The organism is Collinsella intestinalis, assembly GCF_902364775.2.
Taxonomy (GTDB): domain Bacteria; phylum Actinomycetota; class Coriobacteriia; order Coriobacteriales; family Coriobacteriaceae; genus Collinsella.
In genome coordinates this window covers 1-25,280 of sequence record NZ_CABJEU020000001.1, presented here as the reverse complement: position 1 = coordinate 25,280, position 25,280 = coordinate 1, and the positions used below count along the sequence as shown (strand labels likewise).

Here is a 25,280-nt window from a genome sequence, read left to right as displayed (position 1 = left end):
AGTGCTACTCCGCCGCCTCGGGCTGGGGGTCCGCCTCGTTGGCTCCCCAACCGGCAACAACCTGCGCCGTGGGCGTGGTGCGAACCATGAGGGGTTGCTCGGCTTCGGCGGAGACGGTCACGTCGTAGGAGATCGTGATGGTCTCGCCGCCCGCCAGAACGGGGCTCGCGGTGAAGAAGGTCCACTGGTTGTACGGCATCTCGGTGAAGGGCTGTGGCGAGAAGTCGCCCCCCTCGGTGGTGATGTTCGAGATGGTGCCGCCTGCGGGCGCCACCAGGTACACGTGCATGAACATGCCCGCACGGTTCTTCTTGTTGGGGTGGTAACCCGTGATGTAGTCGACCTGATTGGCAGCCTCGGCAAGCGTGAGGTTATTCGTCATGGTGGTGGTCACGCGGTAGGAGGTGGTGCCGTCGCCGTTCTTAACACCCTCGTCCACGTGCGTGTTGCTGGAGAAGTACCAGCTGATCTTGGACCAGGTCTCGTCGGCAAAGTACACGCCCAGCTCGGGCTCGGCAGGGTCGTCCCTGAGGGCGCCGGAGCACCCCATGAGGGTCATGAGCTCCTCCTCCTCGGGGTTTTCCATCCAAGCGAGGAAACGGTGCTCGGCAATGCCACGGCCGAGCGTCTTGAAGAGGTCGGAGAACCCGACTTCACCCAGGTTGCCCATGATCTGCTTGAACGCCAGCCCCGCCACGCCGGAGAAGAACTGGTCGGTTTGCTCGACGCTGAGCATGTTGTAGGCGTCGTGCAGCATGAGCGCTGCGGCGTTGTCGCCGTTTACGTTGATGCCCGCAGCGTCCACGCCGCCGGCGAGCGCGAGCAAGTACTGCAGGAACACCGGGTCGATGGCAATCACGCCGTCGACCTTTTGACCGGTACCTGCCTCGTACAGGCCCTTGGCAAAGTGTGCGACGCGAGGGAAATCGGGGTTGAAGTTGGTGTCAGTGATGCGGGTCGCCATGCGGTCGGAGAACAGGGCGTTCTCCTCAGCGGTGACATCACCGTGCATGTTGGCCTCGGTGGAGAAGTTGGTGCTGCCCGCAACAAACTCGCCGACAGTAATCTTGCCGTTTTCAACAATGAGCGGGCCGATGGACCCGGGCAGGCCGCCCGTGGCGCGCAACTCGGCATTTTGCTGCGCCATGAGGAGGTACGTGCGCGAGCCGCCGTCGCCTAGCATCTGAGGGAGGACGGGTGCGATCTCGTTGATGTTGGAGAGGACCGTCTTGAGGGAAGCCATGGGTTCGGTCACCTTGCTCATGAGCTCCTGGATTTTTCCGATGTGGGGCTCGGGCAGGGCGTCGATGGCGTCGATGCTCGAGGAGACGACAGGCTCCACATCCTGGATGGTGGTAATGAGTCCCTGGAGCATATCGATGTTCACGGCGCCATCGGTGAGAAGATTGCCAAGCTTGAAGTCCTCGAGCTGGGTGCATGCCGGCAGCATGGCATCTTGAGCCAGGATGTCGGCCTGCTCCATCATCCCACGCACGAGCTTGATGTCGTCGCCGTACACGGGGATAAAGCTCGCGATGGTCCATGCGGGGCCATTCACCGTGTCGCGCATGGAGGCGATCTGTTCGGCAACGGTGCCGGCGGTGGCGTTGAGCTGCTCGCCCTCGCCATTCTTGAGGTAGTCCTTCATGGACGAGACCTCAGACATGAGCGTGCCTGCCTGCGCCTGAAGATTCTTCGCGTCCTTATAAAGGAAGAAGCCCGTGGTGCCTCCAAACGCCACGACGGCGAGGATGACGATTCCCACGACCAAGCCGATGATCTTGCCCTTGCCCCTTTTGGGCTCGGGGCCACCGTTGGCAGAGTAGGCGCTTCTGGCCGAGCTTGCCTGCGCCGCGCCGTACGCGGAGCCGCCACGTCCCGCGCTCGTGTATGTGCGGCCTTGCTGCTGGTGCAAATTGCCCTGCTGATAGGCATCCTGCCCGCCCATGCTCGCCCCCGCGCCGGGGTTGGCTACGGGTTGCGCTGGAGCCGGTTTGGCGGTCCTACCGCTACGGCTCGCCATCATAAAAGCCTCGGTGGTATCCGGAGCGGGCGTATGGCGATTGCCGTTAGCGCTTGATCCCGCGCTGCCCGGACGCGGTCCATTCGAGGCAAAGTGGTTGCCGTGAGGCATGTTGTTGTCAACAGGCATAAGTCCTCCACACTGATATATAGGTGTCAGACATTGTACTCGCTCATGTAGCTGCGCTTTCGCACGATATGTGTAGACGCGCGGTTACATATTTCCCCTCGGATGGAAAAAAGAGAAATACTGCCCTATGAGTTACACTATTTCTCACACATATCCCGATTGCCGGTAATCGTCGCTGAGAGCGCGTTGCTGCGAGTGGTTGGGGGTTTGAATATGTATCGCTGCAGTATGGCAGTTCAGGCTTGTGGTTTCACGGGCTCGGGCGTGGCCGTACGGAAATGGTGTTGCTGCAATGGGTGTATTTGTAGTTCAGGTGGTCGGTGGCCAGGAGGACAGGGCCGCGGCGCTGATAGCAAAGATCGCGCAGGGGGCGGTTGAGGACTGCTTTGTCCCCAAGCGCGAGATCATGCATCGAAAGGCTGGCCAGTGGCACCGCATATTGGAAAAGCTGTATCCAGGCTACGTGTTTGTGCAGACGAGCATGCCGGAGCAGGTTCGCGAGGCCCTCGGGCGTGTGCCCGCATTTACCCGCATGCTCACATCTGCAGGCGATACGTGTTTGCCCCTTACCGCCGATGAGGTCGCCTGGATTAACGCCACCACAAACGTGGACACCCATGTGATGGAGATGAGCGAGGGCGTCATCGAGGGAGATCGCGTGATGGTGATTCGTGGGCCGCTCAAGGGTCACGAGGCGCGGATTACGCGGATAGACCGGCACAAGCGCCTGGCATGGGTGGATATGGACATGTTTGGACGACATAAAGCGATTCGAGTCGGGCTGGAGATTGTATCCAAGAAATGAGGCTTGAATTGATCAAAGGGGGAAGGGTCAGTGGCCGAATCGAGAGATCTGGCGAGGGGTGAGGGCATGAGTGAAGAACAAGCCACTCGCTTCCGCGTGGCAAAGCGGGGAGATTTCTGCGTCCCGCCGCCGGACGATACGGTCCCCGCGCCCAAACCCGGCGGCGCGGGATATCGTTTTGTAAAGCGCTTGTTCGACATTGTGTTCAGTGCTGTGGTCTGCGCGGTTCTCGTCCTGCCCGTCGCGGTTCTGTGCTTGTTCGTGGTGCTCGATTCCCCGGGTGCTCCGTTCTTCCGCCAGGAGCGTATAGGTCTGAATGGCAAGAAGATTCGCATTTGGAAGATCCGCACCATGGTGACGGACGCGCATACAAACCCCCAGCGTTATATGACTCCCGAGCAGTTGGAGCAGTGGGAGCGCGAGCAGAAGGTCGATGACGATCCGCGCATCACGCGCATCGGCAGGTTCCTGCGCAACACGAGCTTGGATGAGCTGCCCCAGTTTCTCAACGTGCTAACCGGCGATTTATCTGTGATTGGGCCCAGACCGGTGACGATTGAGGAAACGTACGAGTTTGGTAGCGCTCGCGACGAGTTTTTGTCGGTGAAGCCCGGTATCACTGGTTGGTGGCAGGTGACCGAGCGCAATAACGCAACATGGGAGAACGGCGACAGGCAGATGCTGGAGCTGTTCTACGTGAGGCATGCGAGCTTCGCGCTTGACTTGCGCATTTTTGTCAGGACCTTCAAAGCGATGGGAAGCGGCCAGTGAAAATGAGTGATTCCGTTTCCGTGGTAATTCCGACTCTTAATGCCGAGCCGGAAATTGAAGACTTGTTAGCTCTTTTGGAGGCGCAGACTTTTGCTCCGCGAGAGATAATCGTTATCGATTCTTCTTCTGACGACCATACGGTTGAGATTGCGAAAACGCACCCCCTCGTTCGCGTGATTGAAATCCAGAGAAAAGATTTTGATCACGGTGGAACCAGAAACCTGGGATTTAATGAGTCGGTGGGCGATTTCGTACTTTTTATGACGCAGGATGCCGTTCCAGTTGATGAATTCCTGCTTGAGAAGCTGCTGCGTCCTTTTGAGGACGGGGATGTTGCCATTGTGTCTGCGCGTCAACTTCCGAAAGAGGATGCGCGACCCTTTGAGAGATTGGTTAGGGAATTCAACTACCCAGACGAATCCAATAAACGATCCGAGAAAGACATTAAGAGGCTTGGAATTAAAGCTTTTTTCTCGTCTGATGTTTGCTGCATGTACCGCCGCTCATCCCTCAGCTTAATAGGAGGGGTTCCCACCCCATGCTCCACTAATGAAGATATGCTCGCCGCCGCCCGCTGCCTGAAAGCGGATATGAGTGTCTGCTACGTTGCGGATGCGTGTGTTTATCATTCACATAACCTATCAATCAATCGACAATTCCAGCGAAATAAAGAAATAGGTATGTTTCTTTCTCGACACGATAATGAGTTGGGAGTTTCCTCGGAAAGCAGCGAGGGTAAGAAGCTCGTTGAATTTGTGGTGAGAGGGTTGTGGGACGAGAGAAACGTCGTTGAAATATTGGCGTTCACCTTTGATTGCCTGGCGCGGCTATTGGGGAACAAGGTCGGTAGAAGATTGGGTGCAAAGTGATTTCCATCATCGTTCCCATATACAACAAGGAAGATGTTTTACCAAGATGCGTAACGTCAGTTAAGAGTCAAACATACACTGATTTTGAGTGCATCCTGGTTGATGACGGCTCTGTGGACGGGTCACCAGGGATTTGTGATGAGGTCGCGCGGGCCGACAGTAGATTCAGGGTTATTCACAAACCAAACGGAGGGCTTTCTTCTGCTAGGAATGCGGGTACATCTGCTGCGAGAGGCGACTTTATTACATATGTTGACTCTGATGACAGCATCTCTGAGGACTATCTTGAGAAAATGGTCAACATTCAGGAGCGCACGTCTGCTGACATGGTTTGCTCACAGATGAAGATTGTGAAGGACTATTCTGAGCCTAATTTGAACGAAAAAGATGGATCGACTTGGTGTCTTGAGAGTAAGGAAGCATTGCTCTCCCTTTTATACGGTGAAAAAGTCGGAATTTCGGCGTGTGCCAAGCTGTATAAGGCGAGAATGCTTGAAGAAGTGCGGTTCCCCGAGGGGCGCCTTTACGAAGATGTCAAGTATAGCTGTGAGACGTTATTGAGGGCGAGGAAAGTTGCCGTAACGGATGAGCAGTTGTATTCATACTACATGAATGGTGATTCAATAACGCACAATGTTGATGCTCGAGTATTTGATAGGTATGAGCTCGCGTGCAGTGCGAAGGAAATGATTGACGAACTTGCCGATGATGACCTTAGCCGAGCTGCAAGTAGATATTGCGTTTACCACTCCTTGAGTGTGCTGAGGACGCAATATCCCCGCGATGAAAGAACCATTTCATTGGAATGTGATGCTTTGGATACGGTGGAGAGGCTGAAAGGCGACTTGATTGGGAATGATCGGGTGCCACGGCTTGATAAGGTGGCACTATCGGTGTTAACCCTTGGTCTTGATGCCTATCGATTAGCGTGGAAGATGTACAGTAAATTGACGGGTCGATAGGACAACTTGCAATGGTGTATCTCGTATCCTTTGCCTTGGCTTTTGTATTTGCGTTAATCGCCGATATGCTGCGTGAGAGAGGTAATAAAAAGCTTGCTGCGTGTTTTGTTGGACTAAGTGGAATCGTGCTGTTTCTGGTCCAAGCACTTAGAGAGGGCGTGGGTGCAGATTACACCGACATATATGTCGGGGAGTACGAACGCTATTTGAAAACAGGAGAGAGCAGATTCGAAATCGGATTCACTCTTCTAATGAAAATGGGATCAGTGCTGAGCTTCGACTATCATTTTATATTGGGTATCTGTTCTGCGGTAATCGTTGCGGGCGTATACATAGCAATATTTAGGTCCGGTCTGCGCTGCTCGACTGGTGTCTCCCTGTTTATCCTTAGCGGATTCTTCTTTTTCTCGATGAACGGAGTGCGTCAATCTGTCGCAATTGCGCTCTTACTTAATGCTGTGCTCAGCTTGGAGGATGGCGATAAGAAGAGTTTTGCCGCCATTACGATGCTGGCAGCTACATTTCACATGTATTCCCTGATTGTTTTGTTGGTGCCGCTGTTGTCGAGAGCTGGGATGACCTACCGTTCTCTAATCATATTGTTTGTTGCCATTTTCGGGTTATCCCCATGGCTTGGTGCGGTCATAGTAAAAATGGGATCCCTGGTTTCTAAGCAAATTGCAACATATGCGAGCAATGAATATTTAAGGGGAATCTATCTGTCAGGTGACTTCGATTTTTCGGACTTCCTGCTGTGTTCGATGACTATTGCTGCGGCATATATGGTTAAGCCAATTGCAAATCGGCAAATTGCTGCCAGAATTTCCTCGCCAACAACTCTGATGTTGTGCCTTGGCGTGATGGCGACGGCGGTGTCGCCCGCCATGGCCATCTTCTCACGGGTTGCGGCGTACTGTACCCCATTTCTGATCATAGATGCGGGGAGGCTCATCGAAGGCGACGCATCCAGGAGCAAAGGGGGGAGAGCGGTGATTGCTGCATATATTTCTATGCTCGTTGTCCTGTTTGTCGTTTTATATCTATATCGGAATTTTAGCCTTGTATTTCCGTACGTAAGCATATTTGATTAGGTGATTTCATGAAACGCGGGTACTCTTTGGAAGAGATGGAGCATAGTATCGCTGATGTCTTGATTATATGCAGCACATACAATCAAGAAAAGTACATCGGGGACGCTTTGAGAGGGTTTATATCTCAGAAGACTGATTTCCCGTTTCAAGTTCTCGTGCATGATGATGCGTCAACGGACGCCACTCCTCAGATTATCAGGGATTTTGAGTCAAAATATCCGGAAATAATTAAAGGTGTTTATGAGGAGCAAAACCAGTACAGCTTAGGTAATTTTCACTGGTACAACGAATATCTTGAGAGGAGCGCCGCTCGATATATCGCTTTATGCGAAGGTGATGACTATTGGGTGGACCCATGTAAGCTCCAGAAGCAATTTGATGCCATGTCAAAATGCAGTGAGTGTAATTTTTGCATAACGAATGCGCTGTTAATGGATGCGGATTCCGGAGAGCTGATTGGCAAGATGATGCCAAGGAATAAGCGGGACGAATCAATTCTATCCCGAGGCCCACTGCTTGATCCCGAAGACATGATGAGTTTGGAGTTTATCCCAACCGCAACCTTCTTCGCTGACAGGCGGACATGGCTTAAGGAGCCGAAGTGTCCGAGCGGTGCGTTTTCCGGCGATCGAGCTCATCAATTATACCTGGCTAGTAGTGGAACCTCTATATATCTCGAAGACTGCACTGCTGTCTATAGGGTGAATGCACAGGGTTCGGCAATGGCATCGTGGAATGTTGATAGAAGCGCGAGAATAGCATCCATTGAGAAATATGTGAAGCTGTATGACCACTTCAATAGATACACCGATGATAAATTCGCGGATGTCGTACGAAGCTTCCGCGATGATAGAGTATTGAGCCTGATGTACGCGCAGGGGTCAAAGAGGTTGCTTCCTTTTGATCGTGCTTGGGCTGCAGCTTCTAGACGAGGTTCCAGATATTGCCTCTTACTTATACTGCTGCATATCGCTCCTGGCTTGGTGACGAGGCTGTGGGAGAGACAGGTAGGGTGAAGATGGGACGCCTTCCGTTTCTATCGTGAAATATATTCAATGGGGTTCAGCTGGCACGGAATCGAATGAGGCAGAACGCAGTTATCAAATTGTAGGGTTGAAGCTGGTAAGACGTCGTTGGTTTTGAGACGAATGAGGGAGAAATGAACGATAAAATTCTGGTCACGCAGTCTTCGATGCCGCAGATGGCGGAGTACTTTGAAGAGATAGCCCCGCTCTGGGAAAGCCATTGGTTGACCAATATGGGCGCAGAACATAAAAAGCTCGAAAACGGGTTGATTGATTATCTTGGAATCGATAGTGTAGCGCTCTTTTGCAACGGACACCTTGCCTTAGAATGTGCGCTCGAGGCCATGGGCCTTCCGAAGGGGTCCGAGGTAATAACCACTCCTTTTACGTTTGCTTCAACGGTTCACGCCATTGCTCGCGTCGGGCTCGTCCCTGTTTTCGCTGATGTTAAACCTGATGACTACACAATAGATCCCGCTAGCATCAAGAGCCTGGTGACTCCGCGTACCTCCGCTATTGTCCCCGTGCATGTTTACGGCAATCTCTGCGATGTGGATGCGATTCAGGAGATTGCAGACGAGAACGGGCTTAAGGTTGTCTACGACGCGGCTCATGCTTTCGGTGTTCGAAGAGGGAATCAATCCGTTGCATCGTTTGGTGATGCATCGATGTTTAGCTTTCATGCGACCAAGGTGTTTAATACTATCGAGGGCGGTGCCGTGTGTTTTCGGGACCCGACTCTCTATCCCCTGCTGAATCAGTGGAAGAATTTTGGAATAACGGGTCCTGAGGACGTTGAATACGTTGGCGGCAATGCAAAGATGAATGAATTCTGTGCCGCGATGGGAGTATGCAACCTCCGCCACGTTGATGGGGAAATTGCCAAGCGTGCTCAGGTTGAGGACGCATATCGCGAGAGCCTTGCAGGGATTCCTGGAATCAGGATGGTCGATCCGCAGGAGGGCGTAAAGCCCAACCATGCGTACATGCCAGTGGTATTCGATGAGCTGGTATTCGGTGCTACACGCGATGGGGTATTCCAGGCGCTTGCGGATAACGGAATCGGCGCCCGTAAGTACTTCTACCCCTTGATCCCCGATTTTGCATGCTACAAGGCGGTGTATTCCAGCGAGCGAGTTCCCGTTGCCAGGTGGGTATCTGATCGCGTGCTGACACTGCCTATGTATGCTGGCCTCTCGCTCTCTGATGTGGAGCGGATTTGTAACGTAATCAAGGGATGTGTGCGATGAGGCAGTTTTCAATTACAAGGTTGGAGGCTTCGGCGGGCGAAACAGTAAGAGCCTACCTCTCCTCCGTTAACAATGACTTTCCGATACCACTAACCCAAAAGGTTGATTTGGCGGAATATGCGGCAAAAGTTCTATCTCGAGGAATAGCGCTTGCCATATACGACGGGCGCGAGATTGTTGGTTTGGCGGCTGGTTATGTTAACGACGCGATTGGCCTCTCGGCCTACTTGAGCGTCCTTTCAGTTTCCAAAGAGCACCGTGGGCGTGGGCTTGGATCGGCCTTGGTTCGAGCGTTCGAAAGAGAGGCCGTTTCATCGGGCATGGAACGTCTTATGTTGAACACTCACGAAAGCAATGTTGCGGCCTGTTCACTTTATGAGGGAATGGGCTACAAGACAGATGGAGCAAGGGATGAGATCGGCAATCTTGAATACTCAAAGAGGCTGGTTTGGCTAACGCCGGACAAACCGAATATCCTCCTCTCCTCTGCTGGCAGGAGGACCTATCTAGTTGATTGGCTTCGCGATGCCCTGGGCGGAATCGGTGAGGTGCACGCGTCAAATAGCGATTCCTCTGGAGCGGCTTTGGTAGCTGCCGATAAGGGTGTCGTGTCCCCTCTTATCTACTCCGACGAGTACATCCCGTTCATGCTCGACTACTGTTCGCGTGAGCGAATCGGCGCAGTCGTCCCCTTATTCGATGTGGATATTCCGGTTCTTGCGGCGCATAGGGCGGAATTTGAGGCGATAGGGTGTTTCCCTGTTGTTGCGCCCGACGATTTTGCCAAATCATGCTCGGACAAGTTGGCGACCTCGAAACTCCTTGCTGCTGCGGGAATTCCCTGCCCTGAAACCTATGTCGGTGCACAGGGCTTCCTAGATGCGGTTGAGTGCGGGGAGACCTCCTTCCCTGCGTTTATAAAGCCAAGGTGGGGGATGGGGTCGATTGGCTTGGCTGAGGCGTCGAATGAGAAGGAGCTTGACGTTCTGTGCGGGATTGTCGAGCGCAAAGTGAGGAAGTCCTATCTTCGTTACGAGTCATCCTCTGATGCGCCGAGTCGCGGCGTTGTCGTTCAGCCCAGACTTGATGCAACTGAGTATGGAATGGACGTGTATTGCGATCTTTCGGGTCGATACAGAGGCTGCGCTGTTCGCAAGAAAGTTGCCATGCGCGCCGGCGAGACCGATATCGCCGAGGTTGTAGATGCTGACCCTCGATTCGAGAGGCTTGCTCGAACCATTGCTCGACTTTCCCGTCATCCGGGTTGCATGGATGTTGATATTTTTGATGTTGATGGCGAGCTCATGGTTCTTGAGATGAATGCTCGTTTTGGAGGCGGCTATCCGTTTTCGCATGCCGCGGGCGTTGACATGCCTCGCGCTCTGGTCTCGTGGCTGCGCGGTGAGGAGTGCGATCCGGACGCACTCACCGTGAAGTGGCCTGGAACCTACATGAAGGACATGGCGATAGTAAAAAGCGGAAACTAGACAAGGAGCCTATCCTATGAAAGGAATTATCCTGGCCGGCGGGTCCGGCACCCGCCTGTACCCGCTGACCACCGTCACCAGCAAGCAGCTGCTGCCGGTCTACGACAAGCCGATGATCTACTACCCGCTGTCCGTCCTCATGATGGCCGGCATCCGCGACATCCTGATCATCTCGACCCCGGCGGACCTTCCGAACTTCGAGCACCTCCTGCGCGACGGGTCGGACTACGGCGTGAACCTGTCCTACGCCGTCCAGCCCAGCCCCGACGGCCTCGCGCAGGCCTTCGTCATCGGCGAGGAGTTCGCGGGAGGGGAGCCCTGCGCCCTGGTGCTCGGCGACAACATCTTCTACGGCAACGGCCTGGGCCGGCATCTCCGCCGCGCCGTGGAGAACGCCGAGACGAGGGGCCTCGCCACCGTGTTCGGCTACCACGTCGACGACCCCGAGCGCTTCGGCGTCGTGGAGTTCGACGAGTCCTTCAACGCCGTCTCCATCGAGGAGAAGCCCGAGCGCCCGAAGTCGAGCTACGCCGTCACCGGCCTGTACTTCTACCCGGGCGACGTGTGCGGGCGGGCCAAGGAGGTCGTCCCCTCCGCCCGCGGCGAGCTCGAGATCACCGACCTCAACCGCATGTACCTGGAGGACGGCCTGCTGTCCGTGGTGACCCTCGGCCGCGGCTACGCGTGGCTCGACACCGGCACCATGGAGTCCCTCCACGAGGCCGGCGAGTTCGTCCGCGCCGTCGAGCGCTCCCAGGACATGCCCGTGTCCGTGCTCGAGGAGATCGCCTACGAGAACGGCTGGATCGACCGCGAGACGCTTGTCGCCTGCGCCGAGCGCTACGGCAAGTCCGAGTACGGGAAGCACCTCAAGCGCGTCGCCGCCGGCGAGTTCGTCAACCGGAACCTCGACTACTAGGGGAGGCACCATGCCCGACACCACCTTCGAGCCGAAGCGCATCGTCGTCACCGGCGGCTGCGGCTTCATCGGCTCCAACTTCGTCCACCACGTCGTGCGCGAGCACCCCGGCGTCCACGTCACCGTGCTCGACAAGCTGACCTACGCCGGCAACCCCGACAACATCGACGGGCTCCCCGCGGACCGCGTCGAGCTCGTCGTGGGCGACATCTGCGACGCCGCGCTGGTCGACCGCCTCGTGTCGGAGACGGACGCCGTGGTCCACTACGCCGCCGAGTCCCACAACGACAACTCCATCGCCGACCCGTCCCCGTTCCTCAGGACCAACGTCGAGGGCACCTACACCCTCATCGAGGCGTGCCGCAAATACGGCGTACGCTACCACCACGTCTCCACCGACGAGGTCTACGGCGACCTGGCGCTCGACGACCCGGCCCGCTTCACCGAGGAGACGCCCTACCGCCCGAGCTCGCCCTACAGCTCCACCAAGGCGTCCTCGGACCTGCTGGTGCGCGCCTGGGCCCGCACCTTCGGACTTGCGGCCACCATCTCCAACTGCTCCAACAACTACGGCCCCTACCAGCACGTGGAGAAGTTCATCCCCAGGCAGGTCACGAACCTCATCGACGGCGTGAGGCCCAAGCTCTACGGCGACGGCAGGAACGTCCGCGACTGGATCCACACCGAGGACCACAGCTCCGCGGTGTGGACCATCCTGACCCGCGGCCGCATCGGCGAGACCTACCTGATCGGCGCCGACGGCGAGCTGGACAACATCACCGTGCTGCGCGAGATCCTCAGGGCCTTCGACCGCGACGAGGACGACTTCGACTGGGTGCGCGACCGCCCCGGCCACGACCGCCGCTACGCGATCGACGCGACCAAGCTGAGGACCGAGCTCGGCTGGGAGCCCAGGCACACCGACTTCGCCGCCGGCCTCGCGGAGACGATCGCCTGGTACCGCGACAACGAGGCCTGGTGGCGCCCTGCCAAGGAGGCCACCGAGGCCAGGTACAGGGCGCAGGGCCAGTAGACGCACCGCAAGCACGGCCGCGCGCCCCGGCTCGCCCCGCCCGCGCGGCGGGGGAGGGGCCGGTGCGCGCCCGCCCAGAGGAGAAAGGCGTCCGCATGGCGCTCGAATTCGAGAAGGAACTGACCGCCCAGTCCACGAACATCCCCGGGATGCTCGTGTTCGACCTGCCCGTGCACGGGGACTCCCGCGGCTGGTTCAAGGAGAACTGGCAGCGCGAGAAGATGCGCGCGCTGGGCCTGCCCGACATGGGCCCGGTCCAGAACAACATCTCCTTCAACGACGGCGCGGGCGTGACCCGCGGCATCCACGCCGAGCCGTGGGACAAGTTCATCTCCGTGGCCTGCGGCCGCGTGTTCGGCGCGTGGGTCGACCTGCGCCCCGGGGGGAGCTTCGGCCAGGTCTACACCTGCGAGCTCGACCCGTCGCGGGCCATCTACGTGCCCCGCGGCGTGGGCAACTCCTACCAGGCCCTCGAGGACGGCACCGCCTACACCTACCTGGTGAACGCCCACTGGTCGGCGGAGCTGAAGTCCACCTACACCTTCGTGAACCTCGCCGACCCGGAGCTCGGCATCGAGTGGCCCATCCCGCTCGACCAGTGCGAGCTCTCCGAGGCCGATGAGAACCACCCCATGCTCGCGGACGCCCTGCCCATGGCGCCGAGGCGCACGCTGGTGACGGGCTGCAACGGCCAGCTCGGCCGCGCCGCGCGCGCCGCCGCCGAGGCGCGGGGCCTGCCCGGCTTCGACTACTGCGACATCGACACCTTCGACCTCTCCAAGCCGGAGGACTACGCTAAGTACGACTGGTCCCTCTACGGAGCCGTGATCAACTGCGGCGCCTACACCGCCGTCGACGCCGCCGAGACGCCCGAGGGCCGCAAGGCCTGCTGGGCCGCCAACGCGGCCGGCCCCGCCCTCATGGCGCGCACCTGCGCCGAGCACGGCATCGCCCTGGTGCACGTCTCCTCCGACTACGTCTTCGACGGGACCGCCGGCAACCACCCCGAGGGCGAGCCCCTGTCGCCCCTCTCCGTCTACGGCCAGTCCAAGGCCGCCGGCGACCTGGCCGTGGCCGGCTGCCCCAGGCACTACATCGTGCGCTCCAGCTGGGTGATCGGCGACGGCCGCAACTTCGTCAAGACGATCGCGGCGCTCTCCGACCGCGTGGCCGACGCGTCCGACGCCCTCGACCGCGTCACCGTGGTCGATGACCAGCTCGGCCGCCTCACCTTCACCGACCAGATGGCGGAGGGGATCCTGCACCTGCTCGGCTACCGCGACGGCGACGTGGAGCCCAGCTCGCCCTGCGAGTACGGCACCTACAACCTCACGGGCTCCGGCCCGGTGGAGTCCTGGGCCGCCATCGCCGCCCGCGTGTTCGACATCGCCAACGGCAACGGCGCCGCCGTGGAGCCCGTCTCGACGGCCGGCTACTACGCCGCCGCCGAGGGTCCCATCGCCCCGCGCCCCGAGCACTCCGACCTCGACCTCTCCAAGATCTCTGCGGCCGGCTTCTCGCCCCGCGACTGGACCGAGGAGCTCGCGGAGTACATGGCAGCGCTGTAAGAATTTGTAATTGCAACCTGGAGCCGTACTCGTGGATAACAATGAGTTAAAAACCGCTACAGTTTCGTCTCTTCTTTGGAAGCTGATGGAACGAGGCGGGAATGCCGTCATTCAGCTGATCGTTCAAATTGTTATGGCGCGCCTCTTGGCGCCCGAGCAGTTTGGTGCGTTGGCCATCATGTTGGTGTTCGTTAACGTTGGCAACGTAATTGTCCAATCCGGGCTTAACACCGCGCTTGTCCAGGCGAAAGATGTATCGGATCGGGACTACTCCACGGTCTTTTGGATGTGCGCGAGCATATCCGTCATCATCTATCTGGCTATCTTTTTCTCTGCGCCTGCAATTGCCTCGTTCTATGCCCTCCCTTATCTTGTTTGGCCCTTGCGTGGTATTGGCCTCATCGTTGTCATTAATGCCTACAACTCCATCCAGATCGCCAAGGTGACTAGGGACCTGCAATTTAGAAAGATTTTTATCGCAACCATATCCAGTGTCATTCTCTCTGCGTTCTGTGGCATCGCTGCTGCTGTGTTTGGTTTCGGATTGTGGGCTCTTGTTGTCCAGCAGCTGATGTACCAGCTCGTGAACTGCATTGTTTTGGCGTTTGAGGTCGACTGGAAACCTCGACTCTGTTTTGAATTGGAGCGTGCTAAGGCGTTCTTTTCGTTTGGTTGGAGGTTGCTTGTTTCGGGCCTTCTCGCCACGGTGTACCAGAGCCTGGGAAATCTGGTAATCGGAAAGCAGTTCTCTTCCGCTCAGCTCGGCCTCGTCTCGCAGGGAGAGAAGTACCCGCAGGCAGTTGGAAGTATGCTCGACGGCGCCATTCAGCCCGTTATGCTTTCTGCTGTGGCGCACGTTCAAGATGACTTGAGCGCCGTGAAAAGGCTTGTGCGCCGAGCTCTTAAGACTTCTACTTATCTGATTTTCCCGTCCATGACGCTCTTTGCGGTTATTGCTCCGGTTTTGGTACCTGCGCTGCTTGGTGACCAGTGGGTCAGCAGCGTGCCGTTTCTGCAGATCTACTGCTTTGTGTATGCGCTTCTTCCTATTCACACCACAAATTTGCAGGCCTTGAACGGCATGGGGCGAAGCGACCTGTTTCTCAGACTGGAAATAATAAAAAAGAGCTATGGACTTGCTAACCTGCTTTTTTGCGCATTCGTTTTGAGGGACGTCAAGCTGCTGGTATTGAGCTATATGCTCACCGGTCTTATATCCACCTTTGTGAATGCGTTTCCCAACAAGAAGGTAATCGGGTACTCATATGCCGAGCAGGTGCGGGATATTCTTCCCGCTTGCGTCCTGTCGCTCGCATCGGCTGCCCTCGCTCTTTCCGTGACTTTCTTCGCAACTGGCGCTCTCATTACGGTGCTTGGACAAATCGCTGTTTTCGCCGTTGCCTACCTTGGGCTCTCCGCTCTTTTTAAGGTCGAGTCCTTTACCTACATTATGTCGATGCTGAAGAAGGCGCTTGGGCGATAGGCCACGTGGGTGCGGAATGTGGAGCCTCGCATACGGCCGGCCATTTCATTTGATCGTAAGGTCTTGATAGCCGCCAGGTAAATAAAATGTAATATAGCAAGCACTATATTGGCGTTGCGTGGACCCCGTTGAACTGAGGGTGGAAGCGGGGTCGTAGATGAAGTATGTGCAGATAAATGCTCGTTCGTATGACTGGGCATATTCCATTATGTTCGCACGCCACCGCGAGTTGACGCAGTCGGGCCATGAGTCTTGGGTTTTCTGGGCGCGAGGCGCCCACGAGCAAGACGATCATATGGTAAAAATCGCCGCCATCCCCGAGGTCTGTCTCGATGCGCTCGAGACTCGTCTGGATGGAAAGCCGGGGTTTCACTCACAAGGCATAACAAGAAGGTTGCTGCATCAGCTTAATCAGATTGATCCCGACGTTGTGCACATGTACTCTCTCCTGGGTTATTACATTAACGTGGAAATGCTCTTTGCTTGGTTGTTGCAGCATCGTTGCAAGGTGATCTGGACCCTTCACGATTGTTGGGCAATAACGGGGCACTGTATTCATTTTCATGATGCAGGTTGTGGTCAATGGGAGGACGGGTGCGGGTTCACGGCGCCCTGCCCCATACAGGACGCGTATCCGGAGACGTTTCGCAAGGGAATGGAAAAGTGGAATTACGAGCAAAAGAAGAGGATCTTTACCTCGTTGCCAGCTGACCGCATGACGTTGGTTGTGCCTTCGGAATGGCTCAAGCGTTACGTCGACCGGAGCTTTCTTTCCAAATACGAGACAATTGTCGTGCCCCATGTTGCCGACTCAACTGTGTTCAAACCAACGCAGAGCGGATTTAGAGAGGCGCACAAGGTAGGCGATCGGTTCATGGTGCTAGGCGTTGCCTCAAAATGGGCTGAGAGGAAGGGTCTGCCCATCTTTTTAAAGTTGGCGGATATTCTCGATCGCGACAAATACGTTGTGGTCCTGGTTGGCCTCAGGCGTGGGCAGTTAAGAGAAGCGAGGGGTCGTGTTGTCGGCCTGCCTCGAATTAACGACCAGCGCGAACTTGCGAAAATCTATTCCGCTGCAGACGTTTTGGTTAACCCCAGCACTGAGGAGACATTCGGCATGAATGTTGCCGAGGCGATAGCATGCGGGACGAGGGCAATCGTCATGAGGGGCTCTGCCTGCGCGGAAGTGGCGGACAATCTCATAGAGACAATTCCGGATGCACGTGCGATTGCCCGAGAGATCGAGAAATTGCGGATTGAGCGGGATTCCAGCTGTTCTGATGCTTCGATTCAGCCCGGCACGTCTGCATAAGGGGGATCCAATGCCTCGATTTTCAATCTTTGTTCCGGTCTACAATGCGCTGCCTCATCTAAATGACGCGTTGGCGTCAATTCTCAACCAGACTCTATCGGATTATGAGGTGGTGCTGGTTGATGATGGCTCGACCGACGGATCTGCTGAGGTTTGCGATGCCTTTGCGACTACTTGCGACAACGTTGCGGTGGTTCACCAGGAAAACTCCGGCCTTCTGCTCTCGCGTCGCGTAGCGCTGGGCCACGCATTGGGGGATTACATCGTGACGCTCGATGCGGATGATGTCCTGCGGTCTGATGCTCTGGAGAGGCTGGCAGACGTTATTGATAGCTGCGAGCCGGATATCATCGGATTCTCGTTTGCCCGCACTCCGGATTATGCGGCTGCTCCGGAAAGTCGGCTTCCTTTGGCCGAAGGCCTGTACGATGGACGTGATTACGGTCAATTTGAGCGCATGGTGTGTGAGGGCTTCCTGATCAGCGTGTGGAGCAAATGTTGTAAGCGTGAGGTTGTCGATATCAATGCGGACTATTCGGCGTACCGCGGGTTGACCTATGCGGAGGACTTGCTACAGCTCATGCCGCTCGCAAGCACTGCACATAGCTTTTACTATCTTGACGCTCCGCTTTACTTTTACCGTCCTAACCCGCGGGGTTGTACGGCGCATTATGAGGGCCGGTACGTGGATGATTTGATGGTGGCGTTGGGGGCGTTTTTGCAATATGCGGCGCATTTAGGCTCCGATTGCCTTGCGCTCGCGCATCAAAGCGCGCTTTTGCAGGTGACTAGCCTGGTGCACATATTGGTAAAGTCTGGTTTGCCGTGCGAGCAGGAAGTGCGTGAGCTTGCGACCATTCAGTCTCGCGTGGAGTCTATTGGTTTATGGGGTTCCTGGAGCAAGGAGCTCCGGGTTGATAAGCGCTGGGAGATGCTTGCGCTCAAGAGAGGTTGGTTTGGCCTTCTGCGTGTGGGCGTCTTGGCCGTTGAGGCCGCTAAGCGCTTGCGTAATCGCGTGCGTGCAAAGTAGGCTGCCGTGAAAACTCGATTCGTAACCCATAACGCAATAATGAATACGCTGCTCACGGCATCGAATCTGATCGTGGCGCTCATCACCATTCCGTATGTTTCCCGCGTACTCTCCGTGGAGCGCTTGGGTGACGTTTCGTTTGCGCAGAGCGTGTCAACGTGGGCGTCTGCTTTGTGCCTCCTGGGTGTCAACGTGTATGGCATGCGCGAATGCGCGCGCGTGCGGGACGATGCCCGTGAGTTGGCGCGCGTGGTAAAAGAGCTTCTCATTATCATTACGGCTACGACCTCTGTAGTGGTGATTGGGTTCGCGGTCGCCATCTTTGTTGTGCCGAGCTTTGCGTCCGTTGCTCCGCTCATGTGGATGTTCCTGCTGGGAACCCTGATGCTCTCGTATGGGGTTGAGTGGTTCTATCAGGGGATCGAGCAGTACTCATACATTACGGTTCGCAGCCTTGCGTTCAAGATGCTGGCGTTTGCCGCGACGTTGCTGTTCGTCCGCCGTCCAGGTGACTATCTGGTATACGGTGCGATCCTTGCGCTCGTTACCTGCGGAAACAACCTGTTCAACCTTATTCGTCTCCATAAGCTGCTCGATTTTAAGAGTGTTGGCAAGCTGGATGTCCGTCGACACATCAGGCCGCTCATGGTGTTTGGCGCGCAGGCAATCGCGCAGTCGGTGTACCTCTCGTTCAACAGCACGATGCTTGGCGTGCTATCGCATGGAAATTACCAGGTGGGGCTGCATCAGCTCGCCGTGAAGATCGAACATGTTCAATGCAGCGTGGTCGGTGCGGTGACGGGGGTGTTCGTGCCCCGGATAGCGCACGACCAAATGGCTGACGACGTTGCGGGGTTTTGCAGGTTGGTGCGCACGGGCTTTGGTTTCACGATGAACATCTGCCTGGCGGTGATGTGCTACCTGCTGGCGTTCGCCGAGCCCGTGGTCCTGTTCGTGTCCGGCGAGGCGTTTGCCGGCGCGGTTGCGCCGGTGCGGATCATTGGCGCGGTGAGCCTCATGTCGTGCGTCAGCTACTTTGTGGCGATGTGCATCCTGTCCCCGCTGGGCCGCGAGAGGCAGATGGCCATGTCGAGCATCGCGGCAGCCCCGGTGAGCGTGGCGCTCAACCTGCTGTTGGACGGCCCGTTCGGGGCGGTGGGCGCGGGCGTTGCGCTTTTGGCCACCGAGGCGACCGTCCTGTGCATCGAGCTCTGGTGCGCCCGCGACGTGCTTTCGTCCTTCGTGCGCCTGCGCGACTTGGCGCGCATGGCGGCGTCCAACGCGGTCGCCGTAGCGGTGTCCGCGGGTTGCGCATGGTTGCTCGCGACCGCGTTCTCCGCCGGTCCCGGAGCGATCGCGATCGCGGGCCTGTTGGCCTACAGCGCCGTGGACATCGCCGTCGCAGTGGCCCTGCGAGACGACACGGCCCTCATGCTGGTCGGGAAGGCCCGCGCGGCCTTGCAGCGCGGGTGAGTGTGGGTTTTGGTCAGGGCCTACCCAAGGATTCCTGGACATGAAATAGTCGATTCGCGATGCTCGGCGCCGGTGCTTTTCAGATTGTCTGCACCTCCATTTCAGTTGCAGAATCAGGATTGGGTGCCAATTCGGAAAGGCGGATGAGACCCAGTTATCACGGCTACGGCCTAGTGTTTCTCTCCATCTAATTATCAATGACAACAACACTCATAATGATGGCCGATCGGACTGCCTCTTAGTGCATATCGGGGGCACGACGAAATATGAGAGGCACAAGATATAGATATTTGGAATCGAGATCTCGATTAAACATGATTCCCAAAGTGCTTTTTGTGTAGGTCCGGTGAACGAGGTGAAGCATTTTACTGCAATTATCCTTCGCCTAAGGGACAGGAGATTTGCTTTCGAAAATAAACTGAAGCTCGCTGAACTGCTGAAACACAATATATAGTGGTGAGCATAGTAATACTATCTAAATGTTGACCTGTTCCATGAGGTATTATCAGAAAAACGAACGTTCGTTTGTGTTTGATATCAAGTGGAAAGGAATGATTGTGGGCAACAAAACGCTGCATAAACCGGGGGAAGACAATCGCTCTTCTGGGCGTTACATCGAGGTGGGGCCCAGGGGTGGGTCTATCCCCAATCCGCGCTACGCAACAATACAGCAGGGCGACCGTCTGCCTCCAACCCAAAAGGCTGGACGCAGGTGGAAAAAGACATGTTAAGGATTCGGGTGGAAGCTAAGCCGCTCAAGACGCGCCCCGCTGATGGCAATTATCGCGCCTGATAGGCTCTCATGATTTGAGAAAAGGACAAACTGGATGAGCGAGGAGCAGGTGTGAGGGTTTTATTTGATTGCAGAACCTACGAAATGGGGTTATGTGATTGGGTTTCATTTCTTTTCAAGAAGATGTGGTTCCCCTGCCGCCGATCTCTTCGATTTCTCAAGAGGAGCATTGCCGCCTTGGCCGACTGGTGGATAATCATCCCATTCGCCTTCCTATCGTATGGCGTCTACCTGGCATTCGACCCGATTACCGAGTTGGGAACCAGTGGAATCGTCGCAGAATTGATCGGAATGGTTTTGGGCTCCTTTACCCTGCTGTTTCTCAAAGAGCGAGTGGATTTTGAAGGCAAAAGGCATGCCACATTGGATCTTCAATACAGGTTTTATGTAGATAAATCATGGGAGCTATACGATGCGTTTTCTACGTTGTCGCGTGCAGCTGGACTTGAACCCCATTCCTTTGATGACTTTTACGATATGAAAAGATGCCGTTGCTTCTATCCTGGTGGGCTTGTTCGCATTGAAGAGGCCGACAGGACCTCCTATCATCGGGCGTTGGTCAAGCTGGATAGTGAAATTACGGCCCTTAAAGAGACCTGTTACCTACAGCCGTTCGTTGATTGCAGTGTAGATGAGATCAATCGGCTCGTTTTCTCGGTCCGTGAAAAATTATTGGGCCTGGAAGACGACGGTGAGGTTTCCTGGGCAGTCGTATGCTCTCTAGAGGCCGAGCTAATTAATTTAATGACGATAATCGGTAGGCCTTGGCATTATGCAAATGATGAAGCTAGGAAGAGGTTGCTACGAAAATATATCGTCCAGCATGCTGAAGAGCTTCTGTAGGTGGGAGTTTTGGGCATTAACGGGTTACGCAGACGCGGCACGGGTAAGTGACCTGGCTTGGCGTGCTTGTGATGCGTTCTCGTTCTTCGTATATGATCGCATCCACTGCGATCACCGCCACGGCGGATGCGGTTTACACACGGTTTATTGCAACCCCGGTCTCTGCTGCTCCCAAAATGATGGCGCCTGTTGATCTGAACGATGCGCCGTCCGCCAAGGTTCCGGGCAACGAAGCTGTGGCGCATAGTCTATTCAAGAGACACGAGCAGGGATGGTGCGAACATGAGGAAGCCGTGGTTGTCTCCCGTCGAGCAGGTGCAATGCTTGAAGGAAAAAGGCATAACCTTCGACTTGATGGCGGAGGGTGAGGCGGAGCGGTATCTCGCTGCGAACAGCAACTATTTTCGTGTTGCATCCTACAGGCATGGGTTTCCCCGCGTGGTTGGCGGGGAGAACGACGGCAAGTACATCAATTTGGATTTTGCCATGTTAAAGGATCTCTCGATCATAGACTACCTTCTAAGGCAGACGCTGCTGCCGATGACGATAGATGTCGAGCATTTTGCGAAAATGGATCTGCTCTCGTGGATAGAAGAGCATTCTGGGGATGGATACGAGCTCGTTCATTCTTTCTTGGAAGCAAAGACACATATAAACCCCCAGGGAGAGCCTGTCTGTCGCATTCTTGACGAGATCAATCGTGGAAGTGCTGGCGTCTATACGGATAAAATGATCGAACGCTATCGTGATGACGAAATACCGGTGTGGGTGTTTTTGGAGCTAATACCTTTTGGAACTTTTTGCCATTTCTGGAAGCATTGTTCTTGGGAAGGCGGCGACAAGAGCATGGAGGGCCGGTATTACTTGCTCCAGGATGTTAAAAACTTGCGGAATGCATGTGGCCATAACAACTGTATCCTCAACGGTCTAGAGTCGGGCACAGCCAAACACCGGGCTAGCCGCGAAGTCGTTAATGCCGTGCGGGATGCTGGGGTTGCGGAAGCGATGCGCAAATCCAAGTTGAGCAACGGCAGAATCCAGCACATCACCTCGGCGCTATACCTTCATCATATGATGGCATCCGATGGGGTGTGCAGCCACACGGGGGAGAGATTGAATCTTCTCCTCGAACGCATGGACAAACACAAAGACTATTACTTGAAATGCGATCAAATTAGGACAATGTTTGAATACATGCGCATTTTGGCAAACGCGTGGTACGGGACATCGACGAATGGTGATTGACCTGCCCGTGGAGGCCTTGCGATTTGAGAGTTGGCGGATTGACTCGAATACGGCGCTGCAAGATAATAATGGAGCTTGACAAAACGGTGAGGCGTAATCTAAGCCTCCCGTTTAAAGGGGAGGCTTTCTGTAGGGAGAGTCTCCCCGGTTTTTATACAGCGTGTAGATCTAAAGTTGCGTACGCGCGCGCCGATTCGCGGTAGAGGCGTCTATATTGGTTAACGACCTGGCGCGGATGGATCCAGCATCCTCATTGTCACTCATGTTGTTACTGATGTTGTGACTGATGTGACTGATATTGCGAGTGACACCATGAGTGGCTATCACCGATTGTGACTGATATAAAGGGCGGTCATATTCGCTTAAACGGGTATTTGCCTATCGAGCTGCACCAAGATAGTGCCTCTGATTCCCCTGAGGACGAACAACGCATCAGGCATGATGAGAATGACGTCTTGAAGTGTTTTGAATCGACCGGGGCAGAGTTCGGCGTCGGCGATGTGATGATGATGCTACCAGGCATTTCGAAAAGAACCGCCCAGAAGAGACTTAAGATACTATTTGAGAAAGGGGAGGTCGCCCGCCGTAAAGAGGGTAGCGCTTTCGTGTACTTCAAGGAGTAGTTGTCGGCCTGACGCCCCGTTCGCGAATCGTTCGCGCCTTACCGCGCCCGTTCGCGAATCGTTCGCGCCCTACCGCGCCCGTTCGCGAACCGTTCGCGATTTCGTCACGTGCAAGGCCGGTCGCCATGGATTCGGTTTGCGGGCGCACGGGCGAGAGACGGTTGGGGCCGGCAAGCTAGGGGTGGCCGTTTTCTGGGATTACTCCAAGGGGTGGTGGGCCCCAGCTGAAATGGGCGTGGAAAGAAAACCGGGTTTCTTTCAGATAAGTCGAAGTAAAGCCCTTTAAAAGAAGGAATTCGTTGTTTCTTTCATTTAGGGGTGTTGCAAGGTGCCAGATGTGCTGTGGCGAGCAATCTGTTCCGATGCGCGCAGCGCACCGCCCCCCGCTCATGCCCATTCCGTTCAGTTTCCGCGTTCGGCATAAAAGCGTAGGAAAATGATGGCAATTGGAAGGGGGTCAACATGCCTAACGACGATTACCCGTTTGACTATGGAAGCGCACCGGCTAATGGCCAACTGCCCGCTTCGCCGGGGAGTACCGCTCCACAGCCTCGTATCGTGCAGGATACCCCAACGGTGCAGATGCGCCGCCCCACTGCCCCGCAGCAGAATCCCTCCACGGAGCCTGTGGCGTATCCGCAGCGCGGGCAGCAGCCGTACGCGTATTCCGTATCGCCGTACGACCCCGATACCTACGACCCCTCGCCGGCAAAACCCGATCGCCAAGCTCGTCAATCATCCCGACGGGATGCATCTCAGCAGCCTGCGACCGCGCAATCTCGTCGCGGTGCATCCGCGTTCCGCTGGATCGCACGCCTTCTTTGCCTGGGCCTTCTCGTCTTTGGCGCGATGACCATCTACTATCTCACGGAGCAATCGGCGTCAGACAGCCTGGCGCTGTCTTCCAGCGCCGGCTCGTTTGCCGAATACGGTGCCTATCTGGTCCAATCCGGCCAGCTTCCCACCTTTGAGGAGAATCCGATCAAGTGGACGGCCGCCCACATCCTGTTGCTCTCGGTTAAGTTCTCCAATCACGGCCTCTCGGTCCGACAGCAGGCGCACGTGGTGGAGTTCGCGTTGATGGGCGGTGTTGTTGCGCTCAACGTGCTGGCGTGGATGTCGGGCTGGGCCCATCGTCGTAGCCCACGCGGACACATCCGCATCTGGCGGACGTGGCTCATGTACGTTCTTGGCGTGATGGCTTGCGCGGCCGTTTCCTTTGCGGATCAGTATCACAAGCTATTTGTGCCCGCGAGACACTTCGACAAGCTCGATTTGTTTCTTGACGCATCCGGCTACATACCAGCTATTACCTGCGTGTTCATTGCTTGGAGTGTGGGATCGGCCGTCTATCGCCTCATCTTTCGAAAGTAATTTGAAAAAAGTTGTTGACGAGGCTTCCCCCTGTGGGCTATATTAATCCCCGCGTTGGACCTGTAGCTCAGTTGGTCAGAGCGTCCGGCTGATAACCGGGAGGTCACAAGTTCGAACCTTGTCAGGTCCACCATTCTTTCGCAATAAACACCCCAGCGAGAGCCGAGTCGCCGCTGGGGTGTTTATTACTACGTGGGGGTTTAGCTCAGCTGGGAGAGCGCGGGCTTTGCAAGCCTGAGGTCAGGGGTTCGATCCCCCTAACCTCCACCACATAGACCTAGAGAGCCGGGGCATATGCTCCGGCTTTTTTGTTATCCTCGCGCCCTCAAGGTTAGCCATTGCAAAGGGCGATTACGCCGCGGATGCGTACTCGGCGAGAAATGTTGCAGTGGGTGAGTGCATCGACATATATATGTATGCACCCGGCCAAGAAAAGCCCGAGGTAAACGAGATGCCCCCAAAGAACCAAGCGTCAGGCAACAGGCACCCACTGCAACAAATCAAACGAAGCTATATATAAGTAGCTAGATAAGAATGAAGAAGCTTGGTAAGAATGGCCAATGGGACTCGTTGGATGGATGCGCGCGAATCGCATTGTGCTGCCCCGAATCTCAACTCGCTGCCGCTGATCGTCGTGTGCTGCCGCGGAATGACCTGCATTGCCGCAGATCGCTTTGTGCCGCCATGGGTCGGCTCACGCTGCGTTAAAGAGAGCATTCACGACAAAGCCCCCGAAGTGACCGCAAACGCACGGATAACGCCTGTCAGCCGCGAGGTGGGCTATAGCCCCTTTATTGCAAGAGAAATAACCATTGCCATAGATCGCAGCCCTGCGCGCATCAACATATATAGATGGGCGCGGTAGATTCACAGGCGGAAGAAACACATATATAGGTGGATGCGTCTATGGGAATGGAGATCTGGCCGCATGTAGCGTTGCAGTGCGACTAGAAGAACAGGAGCAGATCCAAATCGATAAGACTCAGCGCGGAATACGGCGCCGAGATGCCCTGCTTTAAATAGTTCAAAAGCGCTTTCAAAGATATCCAGCATCGGCAATCGGTATCTATAGGGCGGTGAGCGTCTGAAGAACACTATATGTAGTGTAAAAGGACGGTCGGTGCGTGTAAGATATGTGCAAAATATGGAGACGCAAATAACGCTTTGCGCGG

Annotated in this window: 21 protein-coding genes and 2 tRNA genes; 22 read left to right on the top strand and 1 reads right to left on the bottom strand. The window is 55.8% G+C overall.

The annotated features are described in order from the left end of the window. Positions 1-4: 4 nt before the first annotated feature. Positions 5-2,152 (bottom strand): DUF4012 domain-containing protein, encoded by a 2,148-nt coding sequence (locus tag FY258_RS00115; protein ID WP_118102320.1) that lies wholly within the window; start codon positions 2,150-2,152, stop codon positions 5-7. A gap of 292 nt (positions 2,153-2,444) precedes the next feature. Between FY258_RS00115 and loaP the strand changes: the two genes are divergently transcribed. The 22 genes from loaP (at position 2,445) to FY258_RS00005 (ending at position 24,973) form a co-directional block, all read left to right on the top strand. Further along, complete coding sequence (gene loaP / locus FY258_RS00110; protein ID WP_118102319.1) at positions 2,445-2,957, top strand: antiterminator LoaP; 513 nt, start codon at positions 2,445-2,447, stop codon at positions 2,955-2,957. Between the two features lie 66 nt (positions 2,958-3,023). Then, entirely contained in the window at positions 3,024-3,728 is a 705-nt protein-coding gene (locus FY258_RS00105) for a sugar transferase (protein WP_118103895.1), read from the top strand. A gap of 2 nt (positions 3,729-3,730) precedes the next feature. Next, a complete protein-coding gene (locus tag FY258_RS00100) occupies positions 3,731-4,597 on the top strand; it encodes a glycosyltransferase family 2 protein (RefSeq protein ID WP_118102318.1) in 867 nt (288 codons plus the stop codon). Further along, the gene (locus FY258_RS00095; RefSeq protein ID WP_182279346.1) at positions 4,594-5,559 is read left to right on the top strand and encodes a glycosyltransferase family 2 protein; all 966 of its coding nucleotides are present in this window, start codon (positions 4,594-4,596) and stop codon (positions 5,557-5,559) included. Before FY258_RS00100 ends, FY258_RS00095 begins: the two co-directional genes overlap by 4 nt. Positions 5,560-5,570: 11 nt before the next feature. Further along, positions 5,571-6,650: an EpsG family protein gene (locus FY258_RS00090; RefSeq protein ID WP_118102316.1), complete on the top strand. Its 1,080-nt coding sequence runs from the start codon at positions 5,571-5,573 to the stop codon at positions 6,648-6,650. Between the two features lie 8 nt (positions 6,651-6,658). Then, positions 6,659-7,666 (top strand): glycosyltransferase, encoded by a 1,008-nt coding sequence (locus FY258_RS00085; RefSeq protein WP_118102315.1) that lies wholly within the window; start codon positions 6,659-6,661, stop codon positions 7,664-7,666. 143 nt (positions 7,667-7,809) lie between these two features. Continuing rightward, positions 7,810-8,925 (top strand): DegT/DnrJ/EryC1/StrS family aminotransferase, encoded by a 1,116-nt coding sequence (locus tag FY258_RS00080; protein ID WP_118102314.1) that lies wholly within the window; start codon positions 7,810-7,812, stop codon positions 8,923-8,925. Continuing rightward, a complete protein-coding gene (locus FY258_RS00075) occupies positions 8,922-10,412 on the top strand; it encodes a GNAT family N-acetyltransferase (RefSeq protein WP_182279345.1) in 1,491 nt (496 codons plus the stop codon). Before FY258_RS00080 ends, FY258_RS00075 begins: the two co-directional genes overlap by 4 nt. A 16-nt stretch (positions 10,413-10,428) precedes the next feature. After that, positions 10,429-11,331, top strand: a complete 903-nt coding sequence (gene rfbA / locus FY258_RS00070; protein WP_118102312.1) for a glucose-1-phosphate thymidylyltransferase RfbA — start codon at positions 10,429-10,431, stop codon at positions 11,329-11,331. Positions 11,332-11,341: 10 nt separating this feature from the next. Then, complete coding sequence (rfbB, locus tag FY258_RS00065) at positions 11,342-12,364, top strand: dTDP-glucose 4,6-dehydratase (protein WP_118102311.1); 1,023 nt, start codon at positions 11,342-11,344, stop codon at positions 12,362-12,364. Between the two features lie 95 nt (positions 12,365-12,459). Further along, positions 12,460-13,932, top strand: a complete 1,473-nt coding sequence (locus FY258_RS00060; protein ID WP_118102310.1) for a sugar nucleotide-binding protein — start codon at positions 12,460-12,462, stop codon at positions 13,930-13,932. 31 nt (positions 13,933-13,963) lie between these two features. Then, positions 13,964-15,415 (top strand): lipopolysaccharide biosynthesis protein, encoded by a 1,452-nt coding sequence (locus tag FY258_RS00055; RefSeq protein ID WP_147350700.1) that lies wholly within the window; start codon positions 13,964-13,966, stop codon positions 15,413-15,415. A gap of 157 nt (positions 15,416-15,572) precedes the next feature. After that, complete coding sequence (locus FY258_RS00050; RefSeq protein ID WP_118102308.1) at positions 15,573-16,727, top strand: glycosyltransferase; 1,155 nt, start codon at positions 15,573-15,575, stop codon at positions 16,725-16,727. A gap of 10 nt (positions 16,728-16,737) precedes the next feature. Beyond that, positions 16,738-17,757: a glycosyltransferase family 2 protein gene (locus FY258_RS00045; RefSeq protein WP_182279344.1), complete on the top strand. Its 1,020-nt coding sequence runs from the start codon at positions 16,738-16,740 to the stop codon at positions 17,755-17,757. 6 nt (positions 17,758-17,763) lie between these two features. Then, entirely contained in the window at positions 17,764-19,230 is a 1,467-nt protein-coding gene (locus FY258_RS00040; RefSeq protein WP_259324369.1) for an oligosaccharide flippase family protein, read from the top strand. Between the two features lie 479 nt (positions 19,231-19,709). Then, the gene (locus FY258_RS00035; protein WP_310592046.1) at positions 19,710-19,961 is read left to right on the top strand and encodes a YjzC family protein; all 252 of its coding nucleotides are present in this window, start codon (positions 19,710-19,712) and stop codon (positions 19,959-19,961) included. Positions 19,962-20,074: 113 nt separating this feature from the next. Then, positions 20,075-20,866, top strand: a complete 792-nt coding sequence (locus FY258_RS00030) for a hypothetical protein (RefSeq protein ID WP_118102305.1) — start codon at positions 20,075-20,077, stop codon at positions 20,864-20,866. A gap of 282 nt (positions 20,867-21,148) precedes the next feature. Further along, positions 21,149-22,111: an Abi family protein gene (locus tag FY258_RS00025; protein ID WP_182279343.1), complete on the top strand. Its 963-nt coding sequence runs from the start codon at positions 21,149-21,151 to the stop codon at positions 22,109-22,111. Positions 22,112-23,196: 1,085 nt separating this feature from the next. After that, the gene (locus tag FY258_RS00020) at positions 23,197-24,108 is read left to right on the top strand and encodes a VanZ family protein (protein WP_259324368.1); all 912 of its coding nucleotides are present in this window, start codon (positions 23,197-23,199) and stop codon (positions 24,106-24,108) included. A gap of 56 nt (positions 24,109-24,164) precedes the next feature. Continuing rightward, positions 24,165-24,241 (top strand) — tRNA-Ile (locus tag FY258_RS00015). A 61-nt stretch (positions 24,242-24,302) separates the two neighbouring features. Next, a tRNA-Ala gene (locus FY258_RS00010) sits at positions 24,303-24,378 on the top strand. Between the two features lie 283 nt (positions 24,379-24,661). Beyond that, a complete protein-coding gene (locus FY258_RS00005; protein ID WP_182279342.1) occupies positions 24,662-24,973 on the top strand; it encodes a hypothetical protein in 312 nt (103 codons plus the stop codon). The last annotated feature ends 307 nt before the right edge of the window (positions 24,974-25,280 follow it).